At 62.6% G+C, this 20,719-nt stretch carries 32 protein-coding genes; all 32 read left to right on the top strand.

What is annotated here, in order from left to right; genetic code table 11:
* Positions 1–107: 107 nt before the first annotated feature.
* The 32 genes from rpsL (at position 108) to A6B35_RS19735 (ending at position 20,716) form a co-directional block, all read left to right on the top strand.
* Positions 108–479: a 30S ribosomal protein S12 gene (gene rpsL, locus A6B35_RS19890; protein WP_006202128.1), complete on the top strand. Its 372-nt coding sequence runs from the start codon at positions 108–110 to the stop codon at positions 477–479.
* Positions 480–541: 62 nt separating this feature from the next.
* The gene (gene rpsG / locus A6B35_RS19885; RefSeq protein ID WP_006202127.1) at positions 542–1,012 is read left to right on the top strand and encodes a 30S ribosomal protein S7; all 471 of its coding nucleotides are present in this window, start codon (positions 542–544) and stop codon (positions 1,010–1,012) included.
* Between the two features lie 29 nt (positions 1,013–1,041).
* Positions 1,042–3,132, top strand: coding sequence for an elongation factor G (fusA, locus tag A6B35_RS19880; RefSeq protein WP_065518238.1), 2,091 nt, complete (start codon positions 1,042–1,044; stop codon positions 3,130–3,132).
* A 100-nt stretch (positions 3,133–3,232) separates the two neighbouring features.
* Positions 3,233–4,408 (top strand): elongation factor Tu, encoded by a 1,176-nt coding sequence (gene tuf, locus A6B35_RS19875; RefSeq protein ID WP_006202147.1) that lies wholly within the window; start codon positions 3,233–3,235, stop codon positions 4,406–4,408.
* A gap of 69 nt (positions 4,409–4,477) precedes the next feature.
* Positions 4,478–4,786 (top strand): 30S ribosomal protein S10, encoded by a 309-nt coding sequence (rpsJ, locus tag A6B35_RS19870; protein ID WP_006205468.1) that lies wholly within the window; start codon positions 4,478–4,480, stop codon positions 4,784–4,786.
* A gap of 61 nt (positions 4,787–4,847) precedes the next feature.
* Positions 4,848–5,576, top strand: a complete 729-nt coding sequence (rplC, locus tag A6B35_RS19865) for a 50S ribosomal protein L3 (protein WP_040583773.1) — start codon at positions 4,848–4,850, stop codon at positions 5,574–5,576.
* A complete protein-coding gene (gene rplD / locus A6B35_RS19860) occupies positions 5,576–6,196 on the top strand; it encodes a 50S ribosomal protein L4 (protein WP_006205466.1) in 621 nt (206 codons plus the stop codon). Before rplC ends, rplD begins: the two co-directional genes overlap by 1 nt.
* Positions 6,193–6,486, top strand: a complete 294-nt coding sequence (locus A6B35_RS19855) for a 50S ribosomal protein L23 (protein WP_006205465.1) — start codon at positions 6,193–6,195, stop codon at positions 6,484–6,486. Before rplD ends, A6B35_RS19855 begins: the two co-directional genes overlap by 4 nt.
* 22 nt (positions 6,487–6,508) lie before the next feature.
* Positions 6,509–7,342 (top strand): 50S ribosomal protein L2, encoded by an 834-nt coding sequence (gene rplB / locus A6B35_RS19850; RefSeq protein WP_006205464.1) that lies wholly within the window; start codon positions 6,509–6,511, stop codon positions 7,340–7,342.
* A gap of 16 nt (positions 7,343–7,358) precedes the next feature.
* Complete coding sequence (gene rpsS, locus A6B35_RS19845; RefSeq protein WP_006205463.1) at positions 7,359–7,637, top strand: 30S ribosomal protein S19; 279 nt, start codon at positions 7,359–7,361, stop codon at positions 7,635–7,637.
* A 2-nt stretch (positions 7,638–7,639) separates the two neighbouring features.
* On the top strand, positions 7,640–8,029 hold the full coding sequence (rplV, locus tag A6B35_RS19840; RefSeq protein WP_006205462.1) for a 50S ribosomal protein L22: 390 nt from the start codon (positions 7,640–7,642) through the stop codon (positions 8,027–8,029).
* Positions 8,029–8,757 carry a 30S ribosomal protein S3 gene (rpsC, locus tag A6B35_RS19835; RefSeq protein ID WP_006205461.1) on the top strand — a complete coding sequence of 243 codons (729 nt, stop codon included), beginning with the start codon at positions 8,029–8,031 and terminating at the stop codon, positions 8,755–8,757. The genes rplV and rpsC overlap by 1 nt, the downstream gene beginning before the upstream one ends.
* Positions 8,758–8,784: 27 nt before the next feature.
* Entirely contained in the window at positions 8,785–9,198 is a 414-nt protein-coding gene (gene rplP / locus A6B35_RS19830; RefSeq protein WP_006205460.1) for a 50S ribosomal protein L16, read from the top strand.
* 13 nt (positions 9,199–9,211) lie between these two features.
* The gene (gene rpmC, locus A6B35_RS19825) at positions 9,212–9,412 is read left to right on the top strand and encodes a 50S ribosomal protein L29 (RefSeq protein WP_006205459.1); all 201 of its coding nucleotides are present in this window, start codon (positions 9,212–9,214) and stop codon (positions 9,410–9,412) included.
* 11 nt (positions 9,413–9,423) lie between these two features.
* Positions 9,424–9,663 carry a 30S ribosomal protein S17 gene (rpsQ, locus tag A6B35_RS19820; RefSeq protein WP_006205458.1) on the top strand — a complete coding sequence of 80 codons (240 nt, stop codon included), beginning with the start codon at positions 9,424–9,426 and terminating at the stop codon, positions 9,661–9,663.
* A gap of 72 nt (positions 9,664–9,735) precedes the next feature.
* Positions 9,736–10,104, top strand: a complete 369-nt coding sequence (gene rplN, locus A6B35_RS19815; RefSeq protein WP_006205457.1) for a 50S ribosomal protein L14 — start codon at positions 9,736–9,738, stop codon at positions 10,102–10,104.
* Between the two features lie 12 nt (positions 10,105–10,116).
* On the top strand, positions 10,117–10,431 hold the full coding sequence (rplX, locus tag A6B35_RS19810; protein WP_006205456.1) for a 50S ribosomal protein L24: 315 nt from the start codon (positions 10,117–10,119) through the stop codon (positions 10,429–10,431).
* Positions 10,424–11,002: a 50S ribosomal protein L5 gene (rplE, locus tag A6B35_RS19805; RefSeq protein ID WP_006205455.1), complete on the top strand. Its 579-nt coding sequence runs from the start codon at positions 10,424–10,426 to the stop codon at positions 11,000–11,002. Before rplX ends, rplE begins: the two co-directional genes overlap by 8 nt.
* A 26-nt stretch (positions 11,003–11,028) precedes the next feature.
* A complete protein-coding gene (gene rpsN, locus A6B35_RS19800; RefSeq protein ID WP_006205454.1) occupies positions 11,029–11,334 on the top strand; it encodes a 30S ribosomal protein S14 in 306 nt (101 codons plus the stop codon).
* Between the two features lie 12 nt (positions 11,335–11,346).
* Positions 11,347–11,745, top strand: coding sequence for a 30S ribosomal protein S8 (gene rpsH, locus A6B35_RS19795; RefSeq protein WP_006205453.1), 399 nt, complete (start codon positions 11,347–11,349; stop codon positions 11,743–11,745).
* A gap of 89 nt (positions 11,746–11,834) precedes the next feature.
* Complete coding sequence (gene rplF, locus A6B35_RS19790; protein ID WP_006205452.1) at positions 11,835–12,368, top strand: 50S ribosomal protein L6; 534 nt, start codon at positions 11,835–11,837, stop codon at positions 12,366–12,368.
* A gap of 88 nt (positions 12,369–12,456) precedes the next feature.
* A complete protein-coding gene (gene rplR, locus A6B35_RS19785; RefSeq protein WP_006205451.1) occupies positions 12,457–12,816 on the top strand; it encodes a 50S ribosomal protein L18 in 360 nt (119 codons plus the stop codon).
* A gap of 77 nt (positions 12,817–12,893) precedes the next feature.
* Complete coding sequence (rpsE, locus tag A6B35_RS19780; protein ID WP_006205450.1) at positions 12,894–13,457, top strand: 30S ribosomal protein S5; 564 nt, start codon at positions 12,894–12,896, stop codon at positions 13,455–13,457.
* 25 nt (positions 13,458–13,482) lie between these two features.
* Positions 13,483–13,680: a 50S ribosomal protein L30 gene (gene rpmD, locus A6B35_RS19775; protein WP_006205449.1), complete on the top strand. Its 198-nt coding sequence runs from the start codon at positions 13,483–13,485 to the stop codon at positions 13,678–13,680.
* Between the two features lie 22 nt (positions 13,681–13,702).
* Complete coding sequence (gene rplO / locus A6B35_RS19770; RefSeq protein WP_006205448.1) at positions 13,703–14,176, top strand: 50S ribosomal protein L15; 474 nt, start codon at positions 13,703–13,705, stop codon at positions 14,174–14,176.
* A 193-nt stretch (positions 14,177–14,369) separates the two neighbouring features.
* Positions 14,370–15,710, top strand: coding sequence for a preprotein translocase subunit SecY (gene secY, locus A6B35_RS19765; RefSeq protein WP_006205447.1), 1,341 nt, complete (start codon positions 14,370–14,372; stop codon positions 15,708–15,710).
* Positions 15,707–16,306, top strand: a complete 600-nt coding sequence (locus A6B35_RS19760; protein WP_040583771.1) for an adenylate kinase — start codon at positions 15,707–15,709, stop codon at positions 16,304–16,306. The genes secY and A6B35_RS19760 overlap by 4 nt, the downstream gene beginning before the upstream one ends.
* A 196-nt stretch (positions 16,307–16,502) precedes the next feature.
* Positions 16,503–16,871, top strand: a complete 369-nt coding sequence (gene rpsM, locus A6B35_RS19755; protein WP_006205445.1) for a 30S ribosomal protein S13 — start codon at positions 16,503–16,505, stop codon at positions 16,869–16,871.
* Between the two features lie 126 nt (positions 16,872–16,997).
* Positions 16,998–17,387 carry a 30S ribosomal protein S11 gene (gene rpsK / locus A6B35_RS19750; protein ID WP_006205444.1) on the top strand — a complete coding sequence of 130 codons (390 nt, stop codon included), beginning with the start codon at positions 16,998–17,000 and terminating at the stop codon, positions 17,385–17,387.
* 99 nt (positions 17,388–17,486) lie between these two features.
* Positions 17,487–18,497, top strand: a complete 1,011-nt coding sequence (locus A6B35_RS19745; RefSeq protein WP_006205443.1) for a DNA-directed RNA polymerase subunit alpha — start codon at positions 17,487–17,489, stop codon at positions 18,495–18,497.
* Positions 18,498–18,601: 104 nt separating this feature from the next.
* A complete protein-coding gene (gene rplQ / locus A6B35_RS19740) occupies positions 18,602–19,033 on the top strand; it encodes a 50S ribosomal protein L17 (protein ID WP_006205442.1) in 432 nt (143 codons plus the stop codon).
* Positions 19,034–19,222: 189 nt separating this feature from the next.
* A complete protein-coding gene (locus A6B35_RS19735) occupies positions 19,223–20,716 on the top strand; it encodes a DegQ family serine endoprotease (protein ID WP_006205441.1) in 1,494 nt (497 codons plus the stop codon).
* Positions 20,717–20,719 lie beyond the last annotated feature (3 nt).

Raw genomic sequence — 20,719 nt, 5'->3', positions numbered from 1 at the left:
CGGGCAGGACCGCGAGGCGCGGTTTGTGGCCCGAATTTGCGTATGGAAACGACGCTTTGAGCGGCCCTGACCGGGCAAGACACGGAATTGAGAGACAAGAGGGTTTAATGCCTACCGTCAACCAGCTGATCCGCAAGCCGCGCCTGGCGCCGGTGAAGCGCAACAAGGTCCCGGCCATGCAGCAGAACCCGCAGAAGCGGGGCGTCTGCACGCGCGTCTACACCACGACGCCGAAGAAGCCGAACTCGGCTCTGCGCAAGGTGGCCAAGATCCGTCTGACCAATGGTTTCGAAGTGATCGGCTACATCCCCGGCGAAGGCCACAACCTTCAGGAGCACTCCGTGGTCATGATCCGCGGCGGCCGCGTGAAGGACCTTCCGGGCGTCCGCTATCATATCATTCGCGGCGTGCTCGACACGCAGGGTGTGAAGAACCGCAAGCAGCGCCGTTCGAAATACGGTGCCAAGCGTCCGAAGTAAGGTTTTCCGGCTTCGGCGCTTTTTTTGACTGCGCCGTGCCTTGAGATTGAGAGACAACAGCCATGTCCCGTCGTCACAGTGCAGAAAAGCGTGAGATCAATCCGGACCCGAAGTTCGGCGATCTGATCGTCACCAAGTTCATGAACGCCGTCATGTATGACGGCAAGAAGTCGGTTGCCGAGACCATCGTCTATGGCGCGCTCGACCAGGTCCAGTCGAAGACCAAGCAGGAGCCGGTCACGGTCTTCCATCAGGCGCTCGACAATGTCGCGCCGCATGTGGAAGTGCGTTCGCGTCGCGTCGGCGGCGCCACCTACCAGGTTCCGGTCGATGTGCGCCCCGAGCGCCGTCAGGCGCTGGCCATCCGCTGGCTGATCGCGGCTGCCCGCAACCGCAACGAGACCACCATGATCGACCGCCTCTCGGGCGAGCTGATGGACGCGGCCAACAACCGCGGCACCGCCGTCAAGAAGCGTGAAGACACCCACAAGATGGCAGAAGCCAACCGCGCTTTCGCGCATTATCGCTGGTAAAGCGCGAACGAGACTGAGAGGCACCTCCCATGGCCCGCGAATACAAAATCGAAGACTACCGCAATTTCGGTATCATGGCGCATATCGACGCCGGCAAGACGACGACCACCGAGCGCGTCCTCTATTACACGGGCAAGTCGCACAAGATCGGCGAAGTCCATGACGGCGCTGCCACCATGGACTGGATGGAGCAGGAGCAGGAACGCGGCATCACGATCACGTCCGCCGCGACCACGACCTTCTGGAAGGGTCGTGACGGCAAGATGCATCGCTTCAACATCATCGACACCCCCGGCCACGTCGACTTCACCATCGAGGTCGAGCGTTCGCTGCGCGTGCTCGACGGCGCCATTGCGCTGCTCGACGCCAATGCCGGCGTGGAGCCGCAGACGGAGACCGTCTGGCGCCAGGCCGACAAGTACCGCGTGCCGCGCATGATCTTCTGCAACAAGATGGACAAGATCGGCGCCGACTTCTACCGCTCGGTCGAGATGATCGGCTCGCGCCTCGGTGCGCAGGCTGTCGTCATGCAGCTGCCGATCGGCGCCGAGACCGAATTCAAAGGCGTTGTCGACCTCGTCGAAATGAACGCGCTGGTCTGGCGCGACGAGACGCTGGGCGCTGCCTGGGATGTCGTCGAGATCCCGGCCGACCTCAAGGCTCGTGCCGAGGAATATCGCGAGAAGATGATCGAAGCCGCCGTCGAAATGGACGAGACGGCACTCGAGAATTACCTCGAAGGCAAGATGCCGTCGAATGACGAGATCCGCTCGCTGATCCGCAAGGGCACGATCGCGGTCAAGTTCTACCCGATGTTCTGTGGCTCGGCCTTCAAGAACAAGGGCGTGCAGCCGTTGCTCGACGCCGTCGTTGAATACCTGCCGTCGCCGGCCGATGTTCCCGCCATCAAGGGTGTCGACGCCAAGACCGACGCCGAGATCGAGCGTCACGCCGACGACAACGAGCCGCTGTCGATGCTCGCCTTCAAGATCATGAACGACCCGTTTGTCGGCTCGCTGACTTTTGCCCGCATCTATTCGGGCAAGCTGACCAAGGGCGTCTCGCTCGACAACACCGTCAAGGGCAAGAAAGAGCGCATCGGCCGCATGCTGCAGATGCATGCGAATTCGCGCGCCGACGTCGAAGAGGCTTTTGCCGGCGACATCGTCGCCCTGGCCGGCCTCAAGGACACGACCACCGGCGACACGCTCAGTGATCCGCTGCATCCGGTCATCCTCGAGCGCATGGAATTCCCCGATCCGGTCATCCAGATCGCCATCGAGCCGAAGACCAAGAACGACCAGGAAAAGATGGGCCTCGCTCTTCACCGCCTGGCCGCCGAGGATCCGTCCTTCCGCGTCAAGACCGACGAGGAAAGCGGCCAGACCATCATCTCCGGCATGGGCGAACTCCACCTCGACATCATCGTCGACCGCATGCGTCGCGAGTTCAAGGTCGAGGCCAATGTCGGCGCGCCGCAGGTGGCCTATCGCGAGACGATCACCCGCAAGCACGAGCAGGATTACACGCACAAGAAGCAGACCGGCGGTACCGGCCAGTTCGCCCGCGTCAAGCTCCTGTTCGAACCGAATCCGGAAAGCAGCGAATTCGAGTTCGAATCGAAGATCGTCGGCGGTGCCGTTCCGAAGGAATACATCCCCGGTGTCGAAAAGGGCATCAACAGCGTCATGACGTCCGGCCCGTTCGCCGGCTTCCCGATGATCGGCGTCAAGGCGACGCTCATCGATGGCGCTTACCACGATGTCGACTCTTCGGTGCTCGCCTTCGAAATCGCCGGCCGTGCCTGCTTCCGTGAAGCAGCGCCCAAGCTTGGCGTGCAGTTGCTCGAGCCGATCATGAAGGTCGAGGTGGTGACGCCTGAAGACTACGTTGGCAGCGTCATTGGCGATCTGAACGGCCGTCGCGGCCAGATCCAGGGCCAGGAAGCGCGTGGCGTGGCGGTGGTCATCAACGCAATGGTGCCGCTCGCCAACATGTTCAAGTACGTCGACAATTTGCGCTCGATGAGCCAGGGCCGCGCAGCCTACACGATGCAGTTCGATCACTACGAGCCGGTCCCTACGGCGGTGGCCCAGGAAGTCCAGAAAAAGTACGCGTAAGAATGCCTGTGCCACCGGAACCGCAGTTCTTGCGCGTTTCCGGGACGGATAGAGCGAATATCAATTTCCCCGAGCGGGTAAAGTAAGACGGAGAACCACAGTGGCAAAAGGTAAATTCGAGCGCACTAAGCCTCATGTGAACATCGGCACGATCGGCCACGTCGATCATGGCAAGACGTCGCTGACGGCGGCGATCACGAAGTATTTTGGCGAATACAAGCGCTATGACCAGATCGATGCGGCGCCGGAAGAGAAGGCCCGCGGCATCACCATCTCGACGGCGCATGTCGAATACGAGACGGCCAACCGCCACTATGCCCACGTCGATTGCCCCGGCCACGCCGACTATGTGAAGAACATGATCACCGGTGCCGCGCAGATGGACGGCGCGATCCTGGTCGTGTCGGCCGCCGACGGCCCGATGCCGCAGACCCGCGAGCACATCCTCTTGGCCCGCCAGGTCGGCGTGCCGTCGATCGTTGTGTTTTTGAACAAGGTCGACCAGGTCGACGACGCCGAGCTGCTCGAACTGGTCGAGCTCGAGGTTCGCGAACTGTTGACCAAGAACGAATTCCCCGGCGACGACATTCCGATCGTCAAGGGTTCGGCGCTTGCCGCGCTTGAAGATAGCGACAAGACGATCGGCGAGGACGCGATCCGCGAGCTGATGGCTCAGGTCGACGCCTACATCCCGACGCCGGTTCGTCCGCTGGACAAGCCGTTCCTGATGCCGATCGAAGACGTGTTCTCGATCTCGGGCCGCGGCACGGTGGTGACCGGCCGCGTCGAGCGCGGCGTGGTCAAGGTCGGCGAGGAGCTGGAAATCGTCGGCATCCGTCCGACCACCAAGACGACCTGCACGGGCGTCGAGATGTTCCGCAAGCTGCTCGACCAGGGCCAGGCGGGCGACAACATCGGCGCGCTGCTGCGCGGCGTTGATCGTGAAGGCGTCGAGCGCGGCCAGGTCCTGGCCAAGCCCGGTACGGTGAAGCCGCACAAGAAGTTCGTGGCCGAAGCCTACATCCTGACCAAGGACGAAGGTGGCCGTCACACGCCGTTCTTCACCAACTACCGTCCGCAGTTCTACTTCCGCACCACGGACGTGACCGGCATCGTGTCGCTGCCGGAAGGCACCGAGATGGTGATGCCCGGCGACAACATCACGGTCGATGTCGAGCTGATCGTGCCGATCGCCATGGAAGAGAAGCTGCGCTTCGCCATCCGTGAAGGCGGCCGCACCGTCGGTGCCGGCATCGTCGTCACCATCAAAGAGTAATTTGGACTTAAACCGATCTGTCGCGGGCGCGGAAGTTGCCCGCGCCGCGCCAGAACAAGGAAGTGACGCATGAACGGACAGAATATCCGCATCCGCCTGAAGGCGTTTGATCACCGGGTGCTCGACGCCTCGACACGGGAAATCGTGTCGACGGCCAAGCGCACCGGCGCCAACGTCCGCGGCCCCATTCCGCTGCCGACGCGGATCGAAAAGTTTACGGTCAACCGGTCGCCTCACGTCGACAAGAAGAGCCGCGAGCAGTTCGAGATGCGCACGCACAAGCGTCTGCTCGACATCGTCGATCCGACCCCGCAGACGGTCGATGCTTTGATGAAGCTCGATCTGGCCGCCGGTGTGGACGTCGAGATCAAGCTCTAAGGGAATGAGAGCGCGGTAAGGGGCGGTGCCCCTGGCCCGGAACTCTAAAGGAATTGAACCGATGCGTTCAGGTGTGATTGCAAAGAAGGTGGGAATGACCCGCATCTATAATGATGCCGGGGAGCATGTTCCCGTCACCGTTCTCCAGATGGAGAACTGCCAGGTCGTGGCGCAGCGCACGCAGGAGAAGAACGGCTATACCGCCGTCCAGCTCGGCGTTGGCCTTGCCAAGGTGAAGAACACGTCGAAGGCGATGCGCGGCCATTTCGCGACCGCTTCCGTCGAGCCGAAGGCGAAGGTCGCCGAGTTCCGCGTCTCCGCCGACAACATGATCGATGTCGGTGCCGAGATTACGGTCGAGCACTTCGTCGTCGGCCAGAAGGTCGATGTGACCGGCACGACGATCGGCAAGGGTTTCCAGGGCGTCATCAAGCGTCACCACATGGGTGGCGGCCGCGCGACGCACGGTAACTCGGTCTCGCACCGTACGCACGGCTCGACCGGCCAGCGCCAGGACCCGGGCAAGGTGTTCAAGGGCAAGCATATGGCTGGCCACATGGGCGACACCCGCGTCACCACGCAGAATGTCGAGATCGTTTCGACCGACGCCGACCGCGGCCTGATCCTGATCCGCGGTGCGGTTCCCGGTTCGAAGGGTGCATGGATCCTGGTCCGCGACGCGGCCAAGGTTGCGCTGCCGGCCAATGCGCCGAAGCCTGCCGCGATCCGTGCCGTTGCTGCCGAAAGTGGCGCCAAGAACGATGCCCCGGCCACAGAGGGAGCGGAATAATGGACCTCAAGATCACAACGCTGGGCGGCAAGGACGCCGGCAAGGTGAAACTCTCCGAGGAGATTTTCGGCCTTGATCCGCGCGAGGACATCCTGCAGCGCGTCGTGCGCTGGCAGCTGGCCAAGAAGCAGCAGGGCACGCACAAGGCCAAGGGCCGCGCCGAGATCGCGCGCACCGGCGCCAAGATGTACAAGCAGAAGGGTACGGGCCGCGCCCGGCACCATTCGGCACGCGCTCCGCAGTTCCGCGGCGGCGGCAAGGCCCACGGGCCGGTCGTTCGCAGCCACGAGCATGACCTGCCGAAAAAGGTTCGCGCGCTCGGCCTCAAGCATGCTCTCTCGGCCAAGGCCAAGAGCGCTTCGATCATCGTCATCGACGAGCTGAAGCTGACCGAGGCCAAGACGAAGGCGCTGATCGCGAATTTCGCGACGCTCGGCCTGACCAACGCCTTGGTGATCGGCGGCGCCGAGCTTGACCAGAACTTCAAGCTGGCGGCGACCAACATCCCGAACATCGACGTGCTGCCCATCCAGGGCATCAACGTCTACGACATTCTGCGCCGCGGCACGCTGGTCCTTTCGAAGGCCGCCGTCGAGGCTCTCGAGGAGCGCTTCAAATGACCGACCTTCGTCACTACGACGTGATCGTCTCGCCGGCGATCACCGAAAAGTCGACCATGGCTTCCGAGCAGAACCAGGTCGTCTTCAACGTCGCCAAGAAGGCGTCGAAGCCGGAAATCAAGGCCGCTGTCGAAGCGCTGTTTGGCGTCAAGGTGATGGCCGTGAACACGCTTGTCCGCAAGGGCAAGATCAAGCGCTTCCGCGGCACGATCGGCCGCCAGAGCGACGTCAAGAAGGCGGTTGTGACGCTGGCCGACGGCCAGTCGATCGACGTCGCGACGGGTCTCTGAGCTAGGCCGCGAGGACAGGACAATGGCACTTAAGAAATTCAACCCGGTAACGCCGAGCACCCGCCAGCTGGTCATCGTCGACCGCTCGGGCCTCTACAAGGGCAAGCCCGTCAAGGGCCTGACCGAAGGCCTGACCAAGTCGGGCGGCCGCAACAATCACGGCCGCATCACGGCTCGCTTCATCGGCGGCGGTCACAAGCGTACGTACCGCATTATCGACTTCAAGCGTCGCAAGTTCGACGTCGTCGGCACGGTCGAGCGCATTGAATACGATCCGAACCGCAGCGCCTTCATCGCTCTGATCAAGTACGACGATGGCGAGCTGTCCTACATCATCGCCCCGCAGCGCCTTGCCGCCGGCGACAAGATCGTGGCCGGCGAAGCGGTCGACGTGAAGCCGGGCAATGCGATGCCGCTGGCCTCGATGCCGGTTGGCACGATCGTCCACAACATCGAGCTGAAGCCGGGCAAGGGCGCCCAGGTTGCCCGTTCGGCGGGCGGCTACGCCCAGCTTGTCGGCCGCGACCAGGGCATGGCGATCCTGCGCCTCAACTCGGGTGAGCAGCGCGTCGTGCACGGCTCCTGCATGGCGACCGTCGGCGCGGTGTCGAACCCCGACCACGGCAACATCAATGACGGCAAGGCAGGCCGCACCGTGTGGCGCGGCAAGCGCCCGCACAATCGCGGCGTGACCATGAACCCGGTCGACCATCCGCATGGCGGCGGCGAAGGCCGCACCTCGGGTGGCCGCCATCCGGTTTCGCCCTGGGGCAAGCCGACCAAGGGCAAGAAGACGCGGTCCAACAAGGCGACCGACAAGTTCATCCTGCGCTCGCGCCATCAGCGCAAGAGCTAAGAAGAGGTAACGCCAAGTGACTCGTTCTATTTGGAAAGGCCCCTTCATCGACGGCTACCTTCTCAAGAAGGTGGACAAGGTTCGTGAAGGTGGTCGCAATGAGGTGATCAAGATGTGGAGCCGCCGCTCCACCATCCTGCCGCAGTTCGTCGGCTTCACCTTCGGTGTCTACAACGGCCAGAAGCATGTTCCCGTCTCCGTGAACGAGGACATGGTCGGTCACAAGTTCGGTGAATTCGCTCCGACCCGGACCTATTACGGTCACGGCGCGGATAAGAAGGCGAAGAGGAAATAATCATGGGCAAGGCCAAAGCTCCGCGCAGGCTTGCTGACAACGAAGCGCGCGCCGTTCTGCGCACGATCCGTATCAGCCCGCAGAAGCTGAACCTGGTTGCCGCGCTGATCCGCGGCAAGAAGGTCGCGACAGCGCTTTCCGACCTCGAATTCTCGGCCAAGCGGATTTCCGGCACGGTCAAGAAGACGCTGGAATCGGCAATCGCCAACGCGGAAAACAACCACGACCTCGACGTCGATGCGCTGATCGTGGCGGAAGCCTATGTCGGCAAGTCGATCGTCATGAAGCGGTTCCATGCCCGTGGCCGTGGTCGCGCCAGCCGTATCGAGAAGCCGTTCTCGCACCTCACGATCGTCGTTCGTGAAGTCGAGGAAAAAGGGGAGGCCGCATAATGGGCCAGAAAGTCAATCCGATCGGGCTGCGTCTCGGCATCAACCGTACCTGGGATTCGCGCTGGTTCGCGAACACCGGCGAATACGGCCAGCTGCTGCATGAGGACATCAAGATCCGCAAGTATCTTGAGAAGGAACTCAAGCAGGCCGCGATCTCGAAGGTCGTGATCGAGCGTCCGCACAAGAAGTGCCGCGTCACCATCCATGCGGCGCGTCCGGGCCTGATCATCGGCAAGAAGGGCGCCGACATCGAGAAGCTTCGCAAGAAGCTGATGGAGATGACGAAGTCCGAGACGCACCTCAACATCGTCGAGGTGCGCAAGCCCGAGATCGACGCGACGCTGGTCGCCCAGTCGATCGCCCAGCAGCTCGAGCGCCGTATCGCGTTCCGCCGCGCCATGAAGCGCGCGGTGCAGTCGGCGATGCGCCTCGGTGCCGAAGGCATCCGCATCAACTGCTCGGGACGTCTGGGCGGCGCTGAAATCGCGCGCATGGAATGGTACCGCGAAGGCCGCGTGCCGCTGCATACGCTGCGCGCCGACGTCGACTACGGTACGGCCGAGGCGAACACCGCCTATGGCATCTGCGGCGTCAAGGTCTGGGTGTTCAAGGGCGAGATCCTCGAGCACGACCCGATGGCTTCGGAGCGCCGCGCCACCGAGGGCGATCATTCGCATGGCGGTGGTGGTGGCGAGCGCGAACGCGGTCGCCGTCGCGAAAACGCCTGAGACATTTAGGAATTTGGAGTTAGAACGATGCTGCAGCCAAAGCGCACAAAGTTCCGCAAGCAGTTCAAGGGCCGCATCCATGGTACCGCCAAGGGCGGCACCAACCTGGATTTCGGCGGTTTCGGGCTGAAGGCGCTTGAGCCGAACCGCGTCACCGCGCGCGAGATCGAGGCGGCCCGCCGCGCGATCACCCGCGAGATGAAGCGCGCCGGCCGCGTCTGGATCCGTATTTTCCCGGACGTGCCGGTCACTTCGAAGCCGACCGAAGTCCGCATGGGCAAGGGCAAGGGCGCGGTCGATTACTGGGCGGCGCGCGTCAAGCCGGGCCGCATCATGTTCGAGATCGACGGCGTCAACGAAGAAACCGCCCGTGAGGCGCTGCGTCTCGGCGCGGCCAAGCTCTCGGTCAGGACGCGCTTCGTACAGCGCATCGCAGAATAAGGACGGGCTGATCATGAAAGCCGAAGACATCCGGACCAAGACCCAGGACCAGCTGACCGACGATTTGGCCAGCCTGAAGAAGGAGCAGTTCAACCTGCGCTTCCAGAAGGCCACCGGCCAGCTCGAGAAGACCGCGCGCGTGAGGCAGGTCCGCAAGGACATTGCGCGCATCAAGACCATCGCTGCGGAAAAATCCGCGGCCAAGAAGGCTTAAGGACGAAAACCATGCCAAAGCGCATTCTGCAGGGCACCGTCGTCAGCGACAAGAACGAGAAGACGGTTGTCGTCAAGGTCGAACGGCGCTTCACGCATCCCGTGATGAAGAAGACCGTGCGCATGACCAAGAAGTACAAGGCGCACGACGAGAACAACGCCCACAAGGTCGGCGATCAGGTGTTCATCCAGGAATCGAAGCCGATTTCCAAGGACAAGCGCTGGATCGTCGTGGCCTCGGACCAGGCGTAACAAACGAATTTTGGACAGACCGGGGAGGGGTGAAGAACCCGTCCCGTTAAGAAGAGAAGAAGGCGGCCAGTCATGATTCAGATGCAAACAAACCTCGACGTCGCGGATAATTCCGGCGCTCGTCGTGTCATGTGCATCAAGGTGCTGGGCGGCTCGAAGCGGAAATACGCTTCCGTGGGCGACATCATCGTGGTGTCGATCAAGGAAGCCATTCCGCGCGGCCGCGTGAAGAAGGGCGATGTGATGAAGGCGGTCGTGGTTCGCACGGCCAAGGACATCCGCCGCCCGGACGGCAGCGTGATCCGTTTCGACAAGAACGCGGCCGTTCTCGTCGACAACAAGAAAGAGCCGATCGGCACGCGTATCTTCGGACCGGTTCCGCGCGAACTCCGCGCCAAGAACCACATGAAGATCATCTCGCTCGCGCCTGAAGTGCTGTAAGGAGCCGGACCAATGCAAAAGATTAGAAAAGGCGACAAGGTCGTCGTGCTGGCCGGCAAGGACAAGGGCCGTTCGGGCGAAGTCCTCTCGGTGCAGCCGAAGGACGACACCGCGCTGGTGCGCGGCGTCAACATGATCCGTCGTCACCAGAAGCAGTCCCAGTCCCAAGAGGGCGGGATCATCACCAAGGAAGCGCCGATCCAGCTGTCGAACATCGCGCTGGCCGACCCCAAGGATGGCAAACCGACCCGCGTCGGTTTCATCTTCCAGAAGGACGGCAAGAAGGTGCGCGTCGCCAAGCGCTCGGGAGAAGTCATCAATGGCTAAGGCTCAATCCAAGCAGGCGGCTGCCGCCAACACGCCGCGCCTCAAGCAGGTCTACAACGAGACCATCCGCAAGGCGCTGCAGGAGCAGTTCGGCTACGAGAACGAGATGCAGGTTCCGCGTATCGACAAGATCGTGCTGAACATGGGCGTCGGCGAAGCGACCGGCGATTCGAAGAAGCCTTCGATCGCGGCCGAAGACTTGGCGATGATCGCCGGCCAGAAGGCCGTCGTCACCCGCGCCCGCAATTCGATCGCCGGCTTCAAGGTCCGCGAGAAGATGCCGATCGGCGCCAAGGTCACGCTGCGCAAGGAACGCATGTACGAGTTCCTCGACCGTCTCGTGAATATCGCGCTGCCGCGCGTCCGCGACTTCCGCGGACTCAATCCGAAGAGCTTCGATGGTCGTGGCAACTACGCCATGGGCATCAAGGAACACATCGTGTTCCCGGAGATCAACTACGACAAGGTTGATCAGGTCTGGGGCATGGACGTCATCGTTTGTACGACGGCGAAGACGGACGACGAAGCCAGGGCATTGCTCAAGGCTTTCAACTTCCCCTTCCGCCAGTAACGGCAGCGAAAAAGGAAAAATCTGAAATGGCAAAGACCAGCTCAGTCGAGAAGAACAACAGGCGCCGGAAGCTTGCGGACCAGTATGCCGCCAAGCGCAAGGTCCTGAAGGACATCATCATGGATCAGTCCAAGCCGATGGAGGAGCGCTTCCGCGCCCAGCTGAAGCTTGCGGCGCTGCCGCGCAACTCGGCCAAGATCCGCATCCGCAACCGCTGCGAAGTCACCGGCCGTCCGCGCGCCTATTATCGCAAGCTCAAAGTATCGCGCATCGCGCTTCGTGATCTCGGCAATAACGGCCAGATCCCGGGCCTGGTCAAGTCGAGCTGGTAAGGAGGACATAACATGTCATTGAGCGATCCTCTCGGCGATATGCTGACCCGCATCCGCAACGCCTATGGCCGCAAGAAGTCGAGCGTTTCGACGCCGGCCTCGCGCCTGCGTACCCGCGTCCTCGACGTGCTGAAGGCGGAAGGCTATATCCGCGACTACAGCCAGACCGACTTCGACAACGGCAAGTCCGAAATCGAGATCGAGCTGAAGTATTTCGACGGCGCGCCGGTTGTGCGCGAAATCGCCCGCGTCTCGAAGCCTGGCCGCCGCGTCTACGTTTCGGCCAAGTCGATTCCGCACGTCGCCAACGGCCTCGGCATCGCCATCCTTTCGACTCCGAAGGGCGTGATGGCCGACCACGAAGCGCGCGAGCAGAATGTCGGCGGCGAAATCCTCTGCCAGATCTTCTGATCTGGCACGAGATATCGAAAGCGGTATCCGGTTTTCGGGAACGCTCGGAAACTGGAACCTGAACCAAGAGAAGTGACGAGGACAACAAAATGTCTCGTATTGGAAAGAAACCCGTTTCGCTGCCGCAGGGCGTGACCGCGTCCGTCAACGGCCAGACCGTGACGGCGAAGGGCCCCAAGGGCGAGCTGAAGTTCGTGGTGAACGACGAAGTGCTGGTCAAGATGGAAGGCACCGAGATCGCCGTCCAGCCGCGCGACCAGACCAAGACCGCCCGCGCCAAGTGGGGCATGTCGCGCACGCAGATCGTCAACATCCTGCAGGGCGTCAAGGACGGTTTCGAGAAGAAGCTCGAGATCACCGGCGTCGGCTACCGCGCCGCCATGCAGGGCAAGAACCTGCAGCTGGCACTTGGCTTCAGCCATGACGTCGTCTACGAGACGCCGCAGGGCATCACGATCACCGTGCCGAAGCCGACGGAAATCACCGTGACCGGCATCGACAAGCAGATGGTCGGCCAGGTTGCCGCGGAGATCCGCGAGTATCGCGGTCCCGAGCCCTACAAGGGCAAGGGCGTGCGCTACGCTGGCGAGAAGATCGTCCGCAAGGAAGGCAAGAAGAAGTAAGTGTAACGCCGCGGGGAGCGGTCGCGGGAGGCGCTTTCGCCTACCGCACATGGCGGCCCCCGTTTTTTGAAGGCAAGGAAGAACCACCATGGGTACCAAGGAATCCACGCAGCGCCGTGCGCAGCGCGTCCGCCGCCAGATCAAGAAGGTCGCCGGCGAGCGCCCCCGGCTCTCGGTCCACCGCACGTCGAAGAACATCTATGTCCAGGTGATCGACGACGCCAAGGGCCACACCATCGCCGCGGCATCGACGCTCGAGAAGGACCTCAAGGGTTCGCTCAAGACCGGCGCCGACACCGCGGCCGCCGCCGCGATCGGCAAGTTGATTGCCGAGCGTGCTTCGAAGGCCGGCGTCAAGGAAGTCGTCTTCGACCGTGGCCCGTACATCTATCACGGCCGCGTCAAGGCGCTGGCCGAGGCTGCCCGCGAAGGTGGGCTCAGCTTCTAGTTTTTCACCCCCGGTGACCAAAGCGGCACCGGATATCATCATCAACCGTGCTTCCGGAAAAAAACAAGGAACAGGATATGGCACAGGAACGTAGGGATGGCGGCCGCGGCCGTGATCGCGAAGAGCGCGACGATGGCATGGTGGACAAGCTCGTCCACATCAACCGCGTCGCCAAGGTCGTCAAGGGCGGCCGTCGCTTCGGTTTTGCAGCACTCGTCGTCGTCGGCGACCAGAAGGGCCGCGTCGGCTTCGGCCACGGCAAGGCGCGCGAAGTGCCGGAGGCGATCCGCAAGGCGACCGAATCGGCCAAGCGCGACATGATCTTCGTGCCGCTGCGCTCGGGCCGTACGCTGCACCACGACGTCGAGGGACGCTGGGGTGCTGGACGCGTGCTGCTGCGCGCTGCCAAGCAGGGTACCGGCATCATCGCCGGCGGCCCGATGCGCGCCGTCTTCGAGACGCTCGGCATGCATGACGTGGTCGCCAAGTCGATGGGTTCGTCGAACCCGTACAACATGGTTCGCGCCACCTTCGACGCGCTGAAGAGCCAGATGCATCCGAAGGATGTGGCTGCCGCGCGCGGCATCAAGTATTCGACCCTTCAGGCTCGCCGCGGCACCGCCGTCGCGACCGAAGAATAGTCGACGCTGACCAGGGATTTTGACCATGGCCAAGAAAGCAACCAAGACCATCACCGTCGAGCAGATCGGTTCGCCGATCCGCCGGCCGAAGGAGCAGCGCGCGACGCTGGTCGGCCTCGGCCTCAACAAGATGCACAAGCAGCGCACGCTGGAAGATACGCCCTCCGTGCGCGGCATGATCGCTGCCGTCCAGCATCTCGTCCGCGTCGTGGACGAGGGCTGAGCAAGAGCGCAGGAGAAGCAAGATGAAACTCAACGATCTGCGTGACAAGGACGGCGCGACGCATTCCAAGAAGCGTCTCGGCCGTGGCATCGGTTCCGGCTCGGGCAAGACCGCCGGTCGCGGCGTCAAGGGCCAGAAGGCGCGCTCCGGCGTTGCCGTCAACGGCTTCGAGGGTGGCCAGATGCCGCTCTATCGGCGCCTGCCGAAGCGTGGCTTCAACAACATCTTCGCCAAGAGCTTCACCGTCGTGTCGCTGGCCCGCATCCAGGCCGCGATCGACGCCAAGAAGCTCGATGCGAAGGCGACCGTGACGGCCGAGGCCCTCGTCGCCGCCGGTGTCATTCGTCGCGTCAAGGACGGCGTGCGCGTGCTGTCCGACGGCGATCTGAAGGCGAAGCTCGCCTTTGACGTCGCCGGTGCCTCCAAGGCCGCGATCGAGAAGATCGAGAAGGCCGGCGGTTCGGTGAAGGTGCCGGAAAAGGCAGCTGCCGAGTAACGGCGATTTGAAGCGCGAGCGGCAAGAGCCGGACTTCGGTTTTGCCTCGAAACGCGCTTTGATCCGATCAATAAGGCGGCCGCGTCAACGCGGCCGCTTGCATGTTCAAGGTCCGGAGCTTATCTCGTGAGCTTCGGTGACACGCACCGCCTGAGCGGCAGGCCATCGAGCGTGACCAAGCGGAGAATCAGGCATGGCTTCGGCTGCTGAACAACTAGCCTCGAATCTGAATTTTTCGGCCTTCGCCAAGGCGGAGGACCTGAAGAAACGCATCTGGTTCACCATCGGCGCGCTGCTCGTCTACCGTCTCGGTACCTACATCCCGCTTCCCGGCATCAATCCCGACGCTTTCGCCCAGGCCTTCACCTCGCAGAGCAAGGGCGTGCTCGGCATGTTCAACATGTTCGCCGGCGGCGCCGTGCAGCGCATGGCGATCTTTGCGCTGGGCATCATGCCCTACATCTCCGCCTCCATCATCATGCAGCTGATGACCTCGGTCATTCCGTCGCTGGAGGCGTTGAAGAAGGAAGGCGAGCAGGGCCGCAAGATCATCAACCAGTATACGCGCTACGGCACCGTGCTCTTGGCGCTGGTGCAGGCCTATGGCATTTCGGTCGGCCTGGAAGGCGGCAATGGCATCGTCAACGATCCCGGCATGTTCTTCCGCATCTCGACCGTCGTCACGCTGGTCGGCGGCACCATGTTCCTGATGTGGCTCGGCGAACAGATCACCGCGCGCGGCATCGGCAACGGCATTTCGCTGATCATCTTCTCCGGCATCGTCGCCGGCCTGCCGCACGCCATTTCCGGCACGCTCGAACTTGGCCGCACCGGCGCACTGTCGACCGGCCTCATCCTGGCGATCATCGTGCTGGCGATCGTTGTCATTGCGCTTATCGTGTTTTTCGAGCGCGCCCAGCGCCGCCTGCTGATCCAGTATCCGAAGCGTCAGGTCGGCAACCGCATGTTCCAGGGCGACACTTCGCATCTGCCGTTGAAGCTCAACACGTCGGGCGTCATCCCGCCGATCTTCGCCTCCTCGCTGCTGCTGCTGCCGGCAACGATCGCTGGCTTCTCGCAGACCACCAACATGCCTGCCTGGGCAAGCACCATCCTGGCGGCGCTCGGCCATGGCCAGCCGCTCTATATGGCGTTCTATGCGGCGATGATCGCGTTCTTCGCCTTCTTCTACACGGCGATCGTCTTCAACCCGAAGGACACCGCCGACCAGCTCAAGAAGCATTCGGGCTTCATCCCGGGTTACCGTCCGGGCGAGCGCACCGCCGACTACATTGACTATGTTCTCACGCGCATCACCGTCGTCGGCGCCATCTACCTGGTGCTGGTGTGTCTGCTGCCCGAATTCCTGATTTCAGCGACTGGCGTACCATTCTACCTTGGTGGCACATCGCTTCTGATCGTGGTCAGTGTCACGCTCGATACGGTGGCGCAGATTCAGGGCCACCTGATCGCGCATCAATATGAAGGCCTGATCAAGAAGTCGAAGCTGCGCGGGGGGAAGAAGGCCAGATGAGGTTGATATTGCTTGGGCCGCCAGGAGCGGGCAAGGGGACGCAAGCACAGAGACTGGTGGAAAAGCACGGCATACCCCAGCTATCGACGGGGGATATGCTGCGGGCTGCCGTTCAGGCCGGCACGGAAGTCGGCAAACGCGCCAAGGCGGTGATGGACGCCGGCGAGCTGGTCTCCGACGCTATCGTCAATGCCATCGTGGCCGAGCGTATCGATCAACCCGATTGTGCGAAGGGCTTCATCCTCGACGGTTACCCGCGCACCTTGGTGCAGGCGGATGCGGTTGAATCGATGCTTGCGGACCGCGGCCTCCATCTCGACGCGGTCGTCGAACTTGTCGTCGACGACAAGGCATTGGTCGGCCGAATCGTCAGACGCGCCGAAGAGGCCCAGGCGGCCGGACAGCCGGTGCGCAAGGACGACAATCCGACGGTGTTCGAGGAGCGCCTGAAGGAATACTACAAGAAGACGTCGCCGCTGATCGGCTACTATTATGCCAAGGGCAGGCTGAAGAGCGTCGACGGCATGGCCGACATCGATACGGTGACGAGAGAGATCGAAGCGGTGCTCCGGTCGGTCACCCAGGCGGCGGCATAGAGAAAGTAGACGATTGCGCTTGACTGGAGCGGTTCGCTGGGGTATGGCGGCCCGTCTTCCATCAGGCATAGGCTTTGCTTGTCCGCAAGGGCAAGGCAGCCGCTTTGAACTGGAAACTCCCGCATGGGCCGGCCTCCACCGGACGCGGGGCAACTGAAGCGCCGGTTCATCCGGCCCATATGGAGAAGAGAAGAAGATGGCTCGTATAGCCGGCGTCAACATTCCGACCAACAAGCGCGTCGTCATCGCGCTTCAGTACATTCACGGCATTGGCAAGAAGTTCGCCCAGGAGATCGTCGACAAGGTCGGCATCCCGGCCGAGCGCCGCGTCAACCAGCTGACCGACGCGGAAGTGTTGCAGATCCGCGAGACGATCGACCGCGACTACCAGGTCGAGGGCGACCTGCGCCGCGAAGTCTCGATGAACATCAAGCGGCTCATGGACCTCGGCTGCTACCGCGGCCTGCGTCACCGCCGCTCGCTGCCGGTCCGCGGCCAGCGCACGCATACCAATGCGCGCACCCGCAAGGGCCCGGCCAAGTCGATCGCCGGCAAGAAGAAGTAAGTGAGCGAATAGCGAGTAGCCATTAGCGAGTAGGGATCCCTATTCGCTATTCCCTACTCACTACTCGCTCTCAAAGGTGGAGCCGCTGGCATTACGGCGGTGTAGAGATCAACTGAAAGGACCATCATGGCCAAGGAAGCCGCTCGTGTTCGCCGTCGCGAACGCAAGAACATCTCGTCGGGCGTCGCCCACGTCAATTCGACCTTCAACAACACGATGATCACCATCACCGACGCGCAGGGCAATTCGATCGCCTGGTCGTCGGCCGGTGCCCAGGGCTTCAAGGGTTCGCGCAAGTCGACCCCGTTCGCTGCCCAGATGGCTGCCGAGGACGTCGCCAAGAAGGCCCAGGAACACGGCATGCGTATGCTCGAAGTCGAGGTCTGCGGACCCGGCTCCGGTCGTGAATCGGCGTTGCGCGCCCTGCAGGCGGCCGGCTTCACCATCACCTCGATCCGTGATGTGACGCCGATCCCGCACAATGGCTGCCGCCCGCGCAAGAAGCGCCGCGTCTAAGATTACCGAACGCCGCGCGAACGCCAGAAGCGTTCCTCCGCGGCATTCCAGGTCGCCCGCCACGATTGGATGGTGGCGGGGCAACGGAAGGAAAGCATCATGATCCAGAAAAATTGGCAGGAACTGATCAAGCCGAACAAGATCGAGTTCTCGTCGAAGAAGAAGACGCTGACCACGCTGGTCGCCGAACCGCTGGAGCGCGGCTTTGGCCTGACGCTCGGCAACGCCCTGCGCCGCGTGCTTTTGTCTTCGCTGCGCGGTGCGGCTGTGACCGCCGTGCAGATCGACGGCGTTCTGCATGAATTCTCGTCCATCGCCGGCGTGCGTGAAGACGTGACCGATATCGTCTTGAACATCAAGGAAATCGCCATCCGCATGGAAGGCGACGGCCCCAAGCGCATGGTCGTGCGCAAGCAGGGCCCGGGCGCGGTTCTGGCCGGCGACATCCAGACGGTTGGCGACGTCGAGATCCTCAATCCCGACCACGTCATCTGCACGCTGGACGAAGGCGCTGAAATCCGCATGGAATTCACCGTCGACACCGGCAAGGGCTATGTGCCGGCCGAGCGCAATCGTGCCGAGGACGCGCCGATCGGCCTGATCCCGGTCGACAGCCTGTATTCGCCGGTCAAGAAGGTGTCCTACAAGGTCGAGAACACCCGCGAGGGCCAGGTCCTCGACTATGACAAGCTGACCATGACGATCGAGACCGACGGTTCGATCTCGGGCGAGGACGCGGTGGCTTTCGCCGCACGCATCCTGCAGGACCAGCTTGGCCTGTTCGTCAATTTCGACGAGCCGCAGAAGGAAGTCGCGGCCGAGGCCGTCACCGAGCTCGCCTTCAACCCGGCGCTGCTCAAGAAGGTCGACGAGCTCGAGCTTTCGGTGCGTTCGGCCAACTGCCTGAAGAACGACAACATCGTCTATATCGGCGACCTGATCCAGAAGACCGAAGCCGAGATGCTGCGCACTCCGAACTTCGGCCGCAAGTCGCTGAACGAGATCAAGGAAGTCTTGGCGGCGATGGGCCTGCACCTCGGCATGGAAGTGCCGGACTGGCCGCCGGAAAACATCGAAGACCTCGCCAAGCGTTACGAAGACCAATATTGAGCATGAATTCCAAGGATCGGCGGCGTGAGCCGCTCGATCCGACGGTCATGCGGAAAACCATCAGAGGCCGTGGCCTCTTGAACAACTGAAGAAGGAAAAGAGCCATGCGCCACGGTTTCAAAGGCCGTCGCTTCGCCCGCAGCGTAAGCCACCGCAAGTCGATGTTCGCCAACCTCGCCGTCTCGCTGCTCGAGCACGAGCAGATCGTCACCACCCTGCCGAAGGCGAAGGATTTGCGTCCGATCGTCGAGAAGCTGGTGACGCTCGGCAAGCGTGGCGACCTGCATGCGCGCCGCCAGGTGATCGCCCAGATCGGCAATGAGGGCGTCGTCAAGCGCCTGTTCGAGACGATCGCGCCGCGCTACGCCACCCGCAACGGCGGCTATCTGCGCATCATGAAGGCGGGCTTCCGCCACGGCGACAATGCCGCAATGGCCGTCATCGAGTTCGTCGATCGCGACACCTCGGCCAAGGGCGCCGGAGACCGCGCTCGCATCGAAGCCGAAGGCACCGACGAGGAAGCCGCAGCCGCTTGAGGCTTGGTATCCTGAGATTTCAAAAGGGGCCTGCAGGCCCCTTTTTTGCATCCTGAAAGCGGCCTCGGCGTTTCAGTCGATTTCCTCGGCCAGGCCCATGCTTTTGCGCGACAATAATCAGATTTCAGTGCATTAGCCTTTCATTTTGCACAATCGTCGGGACAATGGCGCCCGATTGGAGGATTCGGAATGCGCGTGAAACGGCTGTCCCTTGTTCTTATCTCGGCGCTGATGGCGCTGGCCTTCGTGCCGGCTGCCAGGCAGGCGTTGGCCGAAGACGCCCCCAAGACCGCCGACCCCGGCCTGTCCGACGTGCTGACCGATCTGCTGCATGGCGTCGAGGGCGAGAACGCGACCTCCGGCCCAGACAAGCGTGTGCCGTTCGGCCGCGAGGAAGTGCAGCTTTCCTTCGCGCCGCTGGTCAAGCAGACGGCGCCGGCCGTGGTCAATGTCTATGCCTCGCAGACGGCCAAGGTGACGTCGCCTTTCGATGGCGACCCGTTCTTCGAGGAGTTCTTCGGGCGGGCGCAGCCTCGCGCGCAGTCCTCGCTGGGCTCCGGTGTGCTGGTCGATCCGAGTGGTGTCATCGTCACCAATTTCCACGTCATCAAGGGCGCCGACGAAGTCAAAGTGGCCACCGCGGACGGACGCGAGTTCACCAGCAAGGTCATGCTCAAGGACGAGACGCTCGATCTCGCCGTGCTCAAGATTTCTTCCGACAAGCCGTTTCCGGTAATTGCCATCGGCGATTCCGACGCGCTCGAGGTGGGCGACCTGTTGCTGGCCATCGGCAATCCGTTCGGCGTCGGCCAGACCACCACCAGCGGCATCGTTTCGGCACTTGCCCGCAGCCATATCGGCGTTTCGGATTCGGGCTACTTCATCCAGACCGATGCCGCCATCAACCCTGGCAATTCCGGCGGCGCGCTGATCAACATGGGCGGCCAGCTGGTCGGCATCAACACGGCGATCTACAGCCGCAGCGGCGGCTCGATCGGCATCGGCTTTGCCATCCCATCTAACATGGTGCGCGCCTTTGCCGATGCAGCCAAGGCCGGGCTCGACTTCTTCGAGCGGCCCTATATCGGCGCTGAGTTCGAGGCGGTGACGCCGCAGATCGCTGAATCGCTCGCCATGGAGAAGCCGACCGGCGCGCTGGTCTCGTCGGTCGATGCAGCCGGACCTGCCGGCAAGGCGGGCCTCAAGCCCGGCGATGTCGTGCTGTCGCTCAACGGCACGACTGTCGAAAGCATCGAGGCGCTGGACTACCGGATGGCGACGCTGTCGATCGGCACCAAGGCCAGCTTCGCCGTGCTGAGCAAGGGCCAGCAGGCGACGATGGACATCGCGCTGGAGCGGGCGCCGGAGGGCGCCAAGTCCTCCGAGGTGATACTGCACGGCCGCAGTCCTTTTTCCGGCGCCAAGGTCGCTGAGCTGTCGCCCCGGCTTGCCCAGCGGCTTGGCCTGCGCACGGACGTCAAAGGCATCGCCGTGGTCGATATCAATCGCGATTCGCCCGCCGCCGATTTCGGCTTCCAGCCGGGCGACATTGTGCGTGAAGTGAATGGCACTTCCATCGATACGGCAGCGACGCTGGCACAGATAGCCCAGCAGGATACGCGCTGGTGGCGCTTTACCGTCGAGCGCGGCGGGCAGATACTGCGCCAGGTGTTGCGTTACTGAGCC

The sequence above is a fragment of the Mesorhizobium amorphae CCNWGS0123 genome, assembly GCF_001686985.1.
Classification (GTDB): domain Bacteria; phylum Pseudomonadota; class Alphaproteobacteria; order Rhizobiales; family Rhizobiaceae; genus Mesorhizobium; species Mesorhizobium amorphae.
This window is presented reverse-complemented; position numbering and strand designations above follow the sequence as displayed.

What these genes read in the sequence shown, in the direction of transcription:
- fusA (WP_065518238.1), top strand. Translation starts at nt 1,042, where the DNA reads ATGGCCCGCGAATACAAAATCGAAGACTACCGCAATTTCGGTATCATG.
- A6B35_RS19760 (WP_040583771.1), top strand. Translation starts at nt 15,707, where the DNA reads ATGAGGTTGATATTGCTTGGGCCGCCAGGAGCGGGCAAGGGGACGCAA.
- rplO (WP_006205448.1), top strand. Translation starts at nt 13,703, where the DNA reads ATGAAACTCAACGATCTGCGTGACAAGGACGGCGCGACGCATTCCAAG.
- rpmC (WP_006205459.1), top strand. Translation starts at nt 9,212, where the DNA reads ATGAAAGCCGAAGACATCCGGACCAAGACCCAGGACCAGCTGACCGAC.
- rplN (WP_006205457.1), top strand. Translation starts at nt 9,736, where the DNA reads ATGATTCAGATGCAAACAAACCTCGACGTCGCGGATAATTCCGGCGCT.
- rplE (WP_006205455.1), top strand. Translation starts at nt 10,424, where the DNA reads ATGGCTAAGGCTCAATCCAAGCAGGCGGCTGCCGCCAACACGCCGCGC.
- rplD (WP_006205466.1), top strand. Translation starts at nt 5,576, where the DNA reads ATGGACCTCAAGATCACAACGCTGGGCGGCAAGGACGCCGGCAAGGTG.
- rplP (WP_006205460.1), top strand. Translation starts at nt 8,785, where the DNA reads ATGCTGCAGCCAAAGCGCACAAAGTTCCGCAAGCAGTTCAAGGGCCGC.
- rpsK (WP_006205444.1), top strand. Translation starts at nt 16,998, where the DNA reads ATGGCCAAGGAAGCCGCTCGTGTTCGCCGTCGCGAACGCAAGAACATC.
- rplF (WP_006205452.1), top strand. Translation starts at nt 11,835, where the DNA reads ATGTCTCGTATTGGAAAGAAACCCGTTTCGCTGCCGCAGGGCGTGACC.
- rpmD (WP_006205449.1), top strand. Translation starts at nt 13,483, where the DNA reads ATGGCCAAGAAAGCAACCAAGACCATCACCGTCGAGCAGATCGGTTCG.
- rpsH (WP_006205453.1), top strand. Translation starts at nt 11,347, where the DNA reads ATGTCATTGAGCGATCCTCTCGGCGATATGCTGACCCGCATCCGCAAC.
- A6B35_RS19735 (WP_006205441.1), top strand. Translation starts at nt 19,223, where the DNA reads ATGCGCGTGAAACGGCTGTCCCTTGTTCTTATCTCGGCGCTGATGGCG.
- rpsG (WP_006202127.1), top strand. Translation starts at nt 542, where the DNA reads ATGTCCCGTCGTCACAGTGCAGAAAAGCGTGAGATCAATCCGGACCCG.
- rpsN (WP_006205454.1), top strand. Translation starts at nt 11,029, where the DNA reads ATGGCAAAGACCAGCTCAGTCGAGAAGAACAACAGGCGCCGGAAGCTT.
- rplC (WP_040583773.1), top strand. Translation starts at nt 4,848, where the DNA reads ATGCGTTCAGGTGTGATTGCAAAGAAGGTGGGAATGACCCGCATCTAT.
- rpsQ (WP_006205458.1), top strand. Translation starts at nt 9,424, where the DNA reads ATGCCAAAGCGCATTCTGCAGGGCACCGTCGTCAGCGACAAGAACGAG.
- A6B35_RS19745 (WP_006205443.1), top strand. Translation starts at nt 17,487, where the DNA reads ATGATCCAGAAAAATTGGCAGGAACTGATCAAGCCGAACAAGATCGAG.
- rplR (WP_006205451.1), top strand. Translation starts at nt 12,457, where the DNA reads ATGGGTACCAAGGAATCCACGCAGCGCCGTGCGCAGCGCGTCCGCCGC.
- rplQ (WP_006205442.1), top strand. Translation starts at nt 18,602, where the DNA reads ATGCGCCACGGTTTCAAAGGCCGTCGCTTCGCCCGCAGCGTAAGCCAC.
- rpsC (WP_006205461.1), top strand. Translation starts at nt 8,029, where the DNA reads ATGGGCCAGAAAGTCAATCCGATCGGGCTGCGTCTCGGCATCAACCGT.
- rplX (WP_006205456.1), top strand. Translation starts at nt 10,117, where the DNA reads ATGCAAAAGATTAGAAAAGGCGACAAGGTCGTCGTGCTGGCCGGCAAG.
- rpsE (WP_006205450.1), top strand. Translation starts at nt 12,894, where the DNA reads ATGGCACAGGAACGTAGGGATGGCGGCCGCGGCCGTGATCGCGAAGAG.
- rpsL (WP_006202128.1), top strand. Translation starts at nt 108, where the DNA reads ATGCCTACCGTCAACCAGCTGATCCGCAAGCCGCGCCTGGCGCCGGTG.
- rpsM (WP_006205445.1), top strand. Translation starts at nt 16,503, where the DNA reads ATGGCTCGTATAGCCGGCGTCAACATTCCGACCAACAAGCGCGTCGTC.
- rplV (WP_006205462.1), top strand. Translation starts at nt 7,640, where the DNA reads ATGGGCAAGGCCAAAGCTCCGCGCAGGCTTGCTGACAACGAAGCGCGC.
- rplB (WP_006205464.1), top strand. Translation starts at nt 6,509, where the DNA reads ATGGCACTTAAGAAATTCAACCCGGTAACGCCGAGCACCCGCCAGCTG.
- secY (WP_006205447.1), top strand. Translation starts at nt 14,370, where the DNA reads ATGGCTTCGGCTGCTGAACAACTAGCCTCGAATCTGAATTTTTCGGCC.
- A6B35_RS19855 (WP_006205465.1), top strand. Translation starts at nt 6,193, where the DNA reads ATGACCGACCTTCGTCACTACGACGTGATCGTCTCGCCGGCGATCACC.
- rpsJ (WP_006205468.1), top strand. Translation starts at nt 4,478, where the DNA reads ATGAACGGACAGAATATCCGCATCCGCCTGAAGGCGTTTGATCACCGG.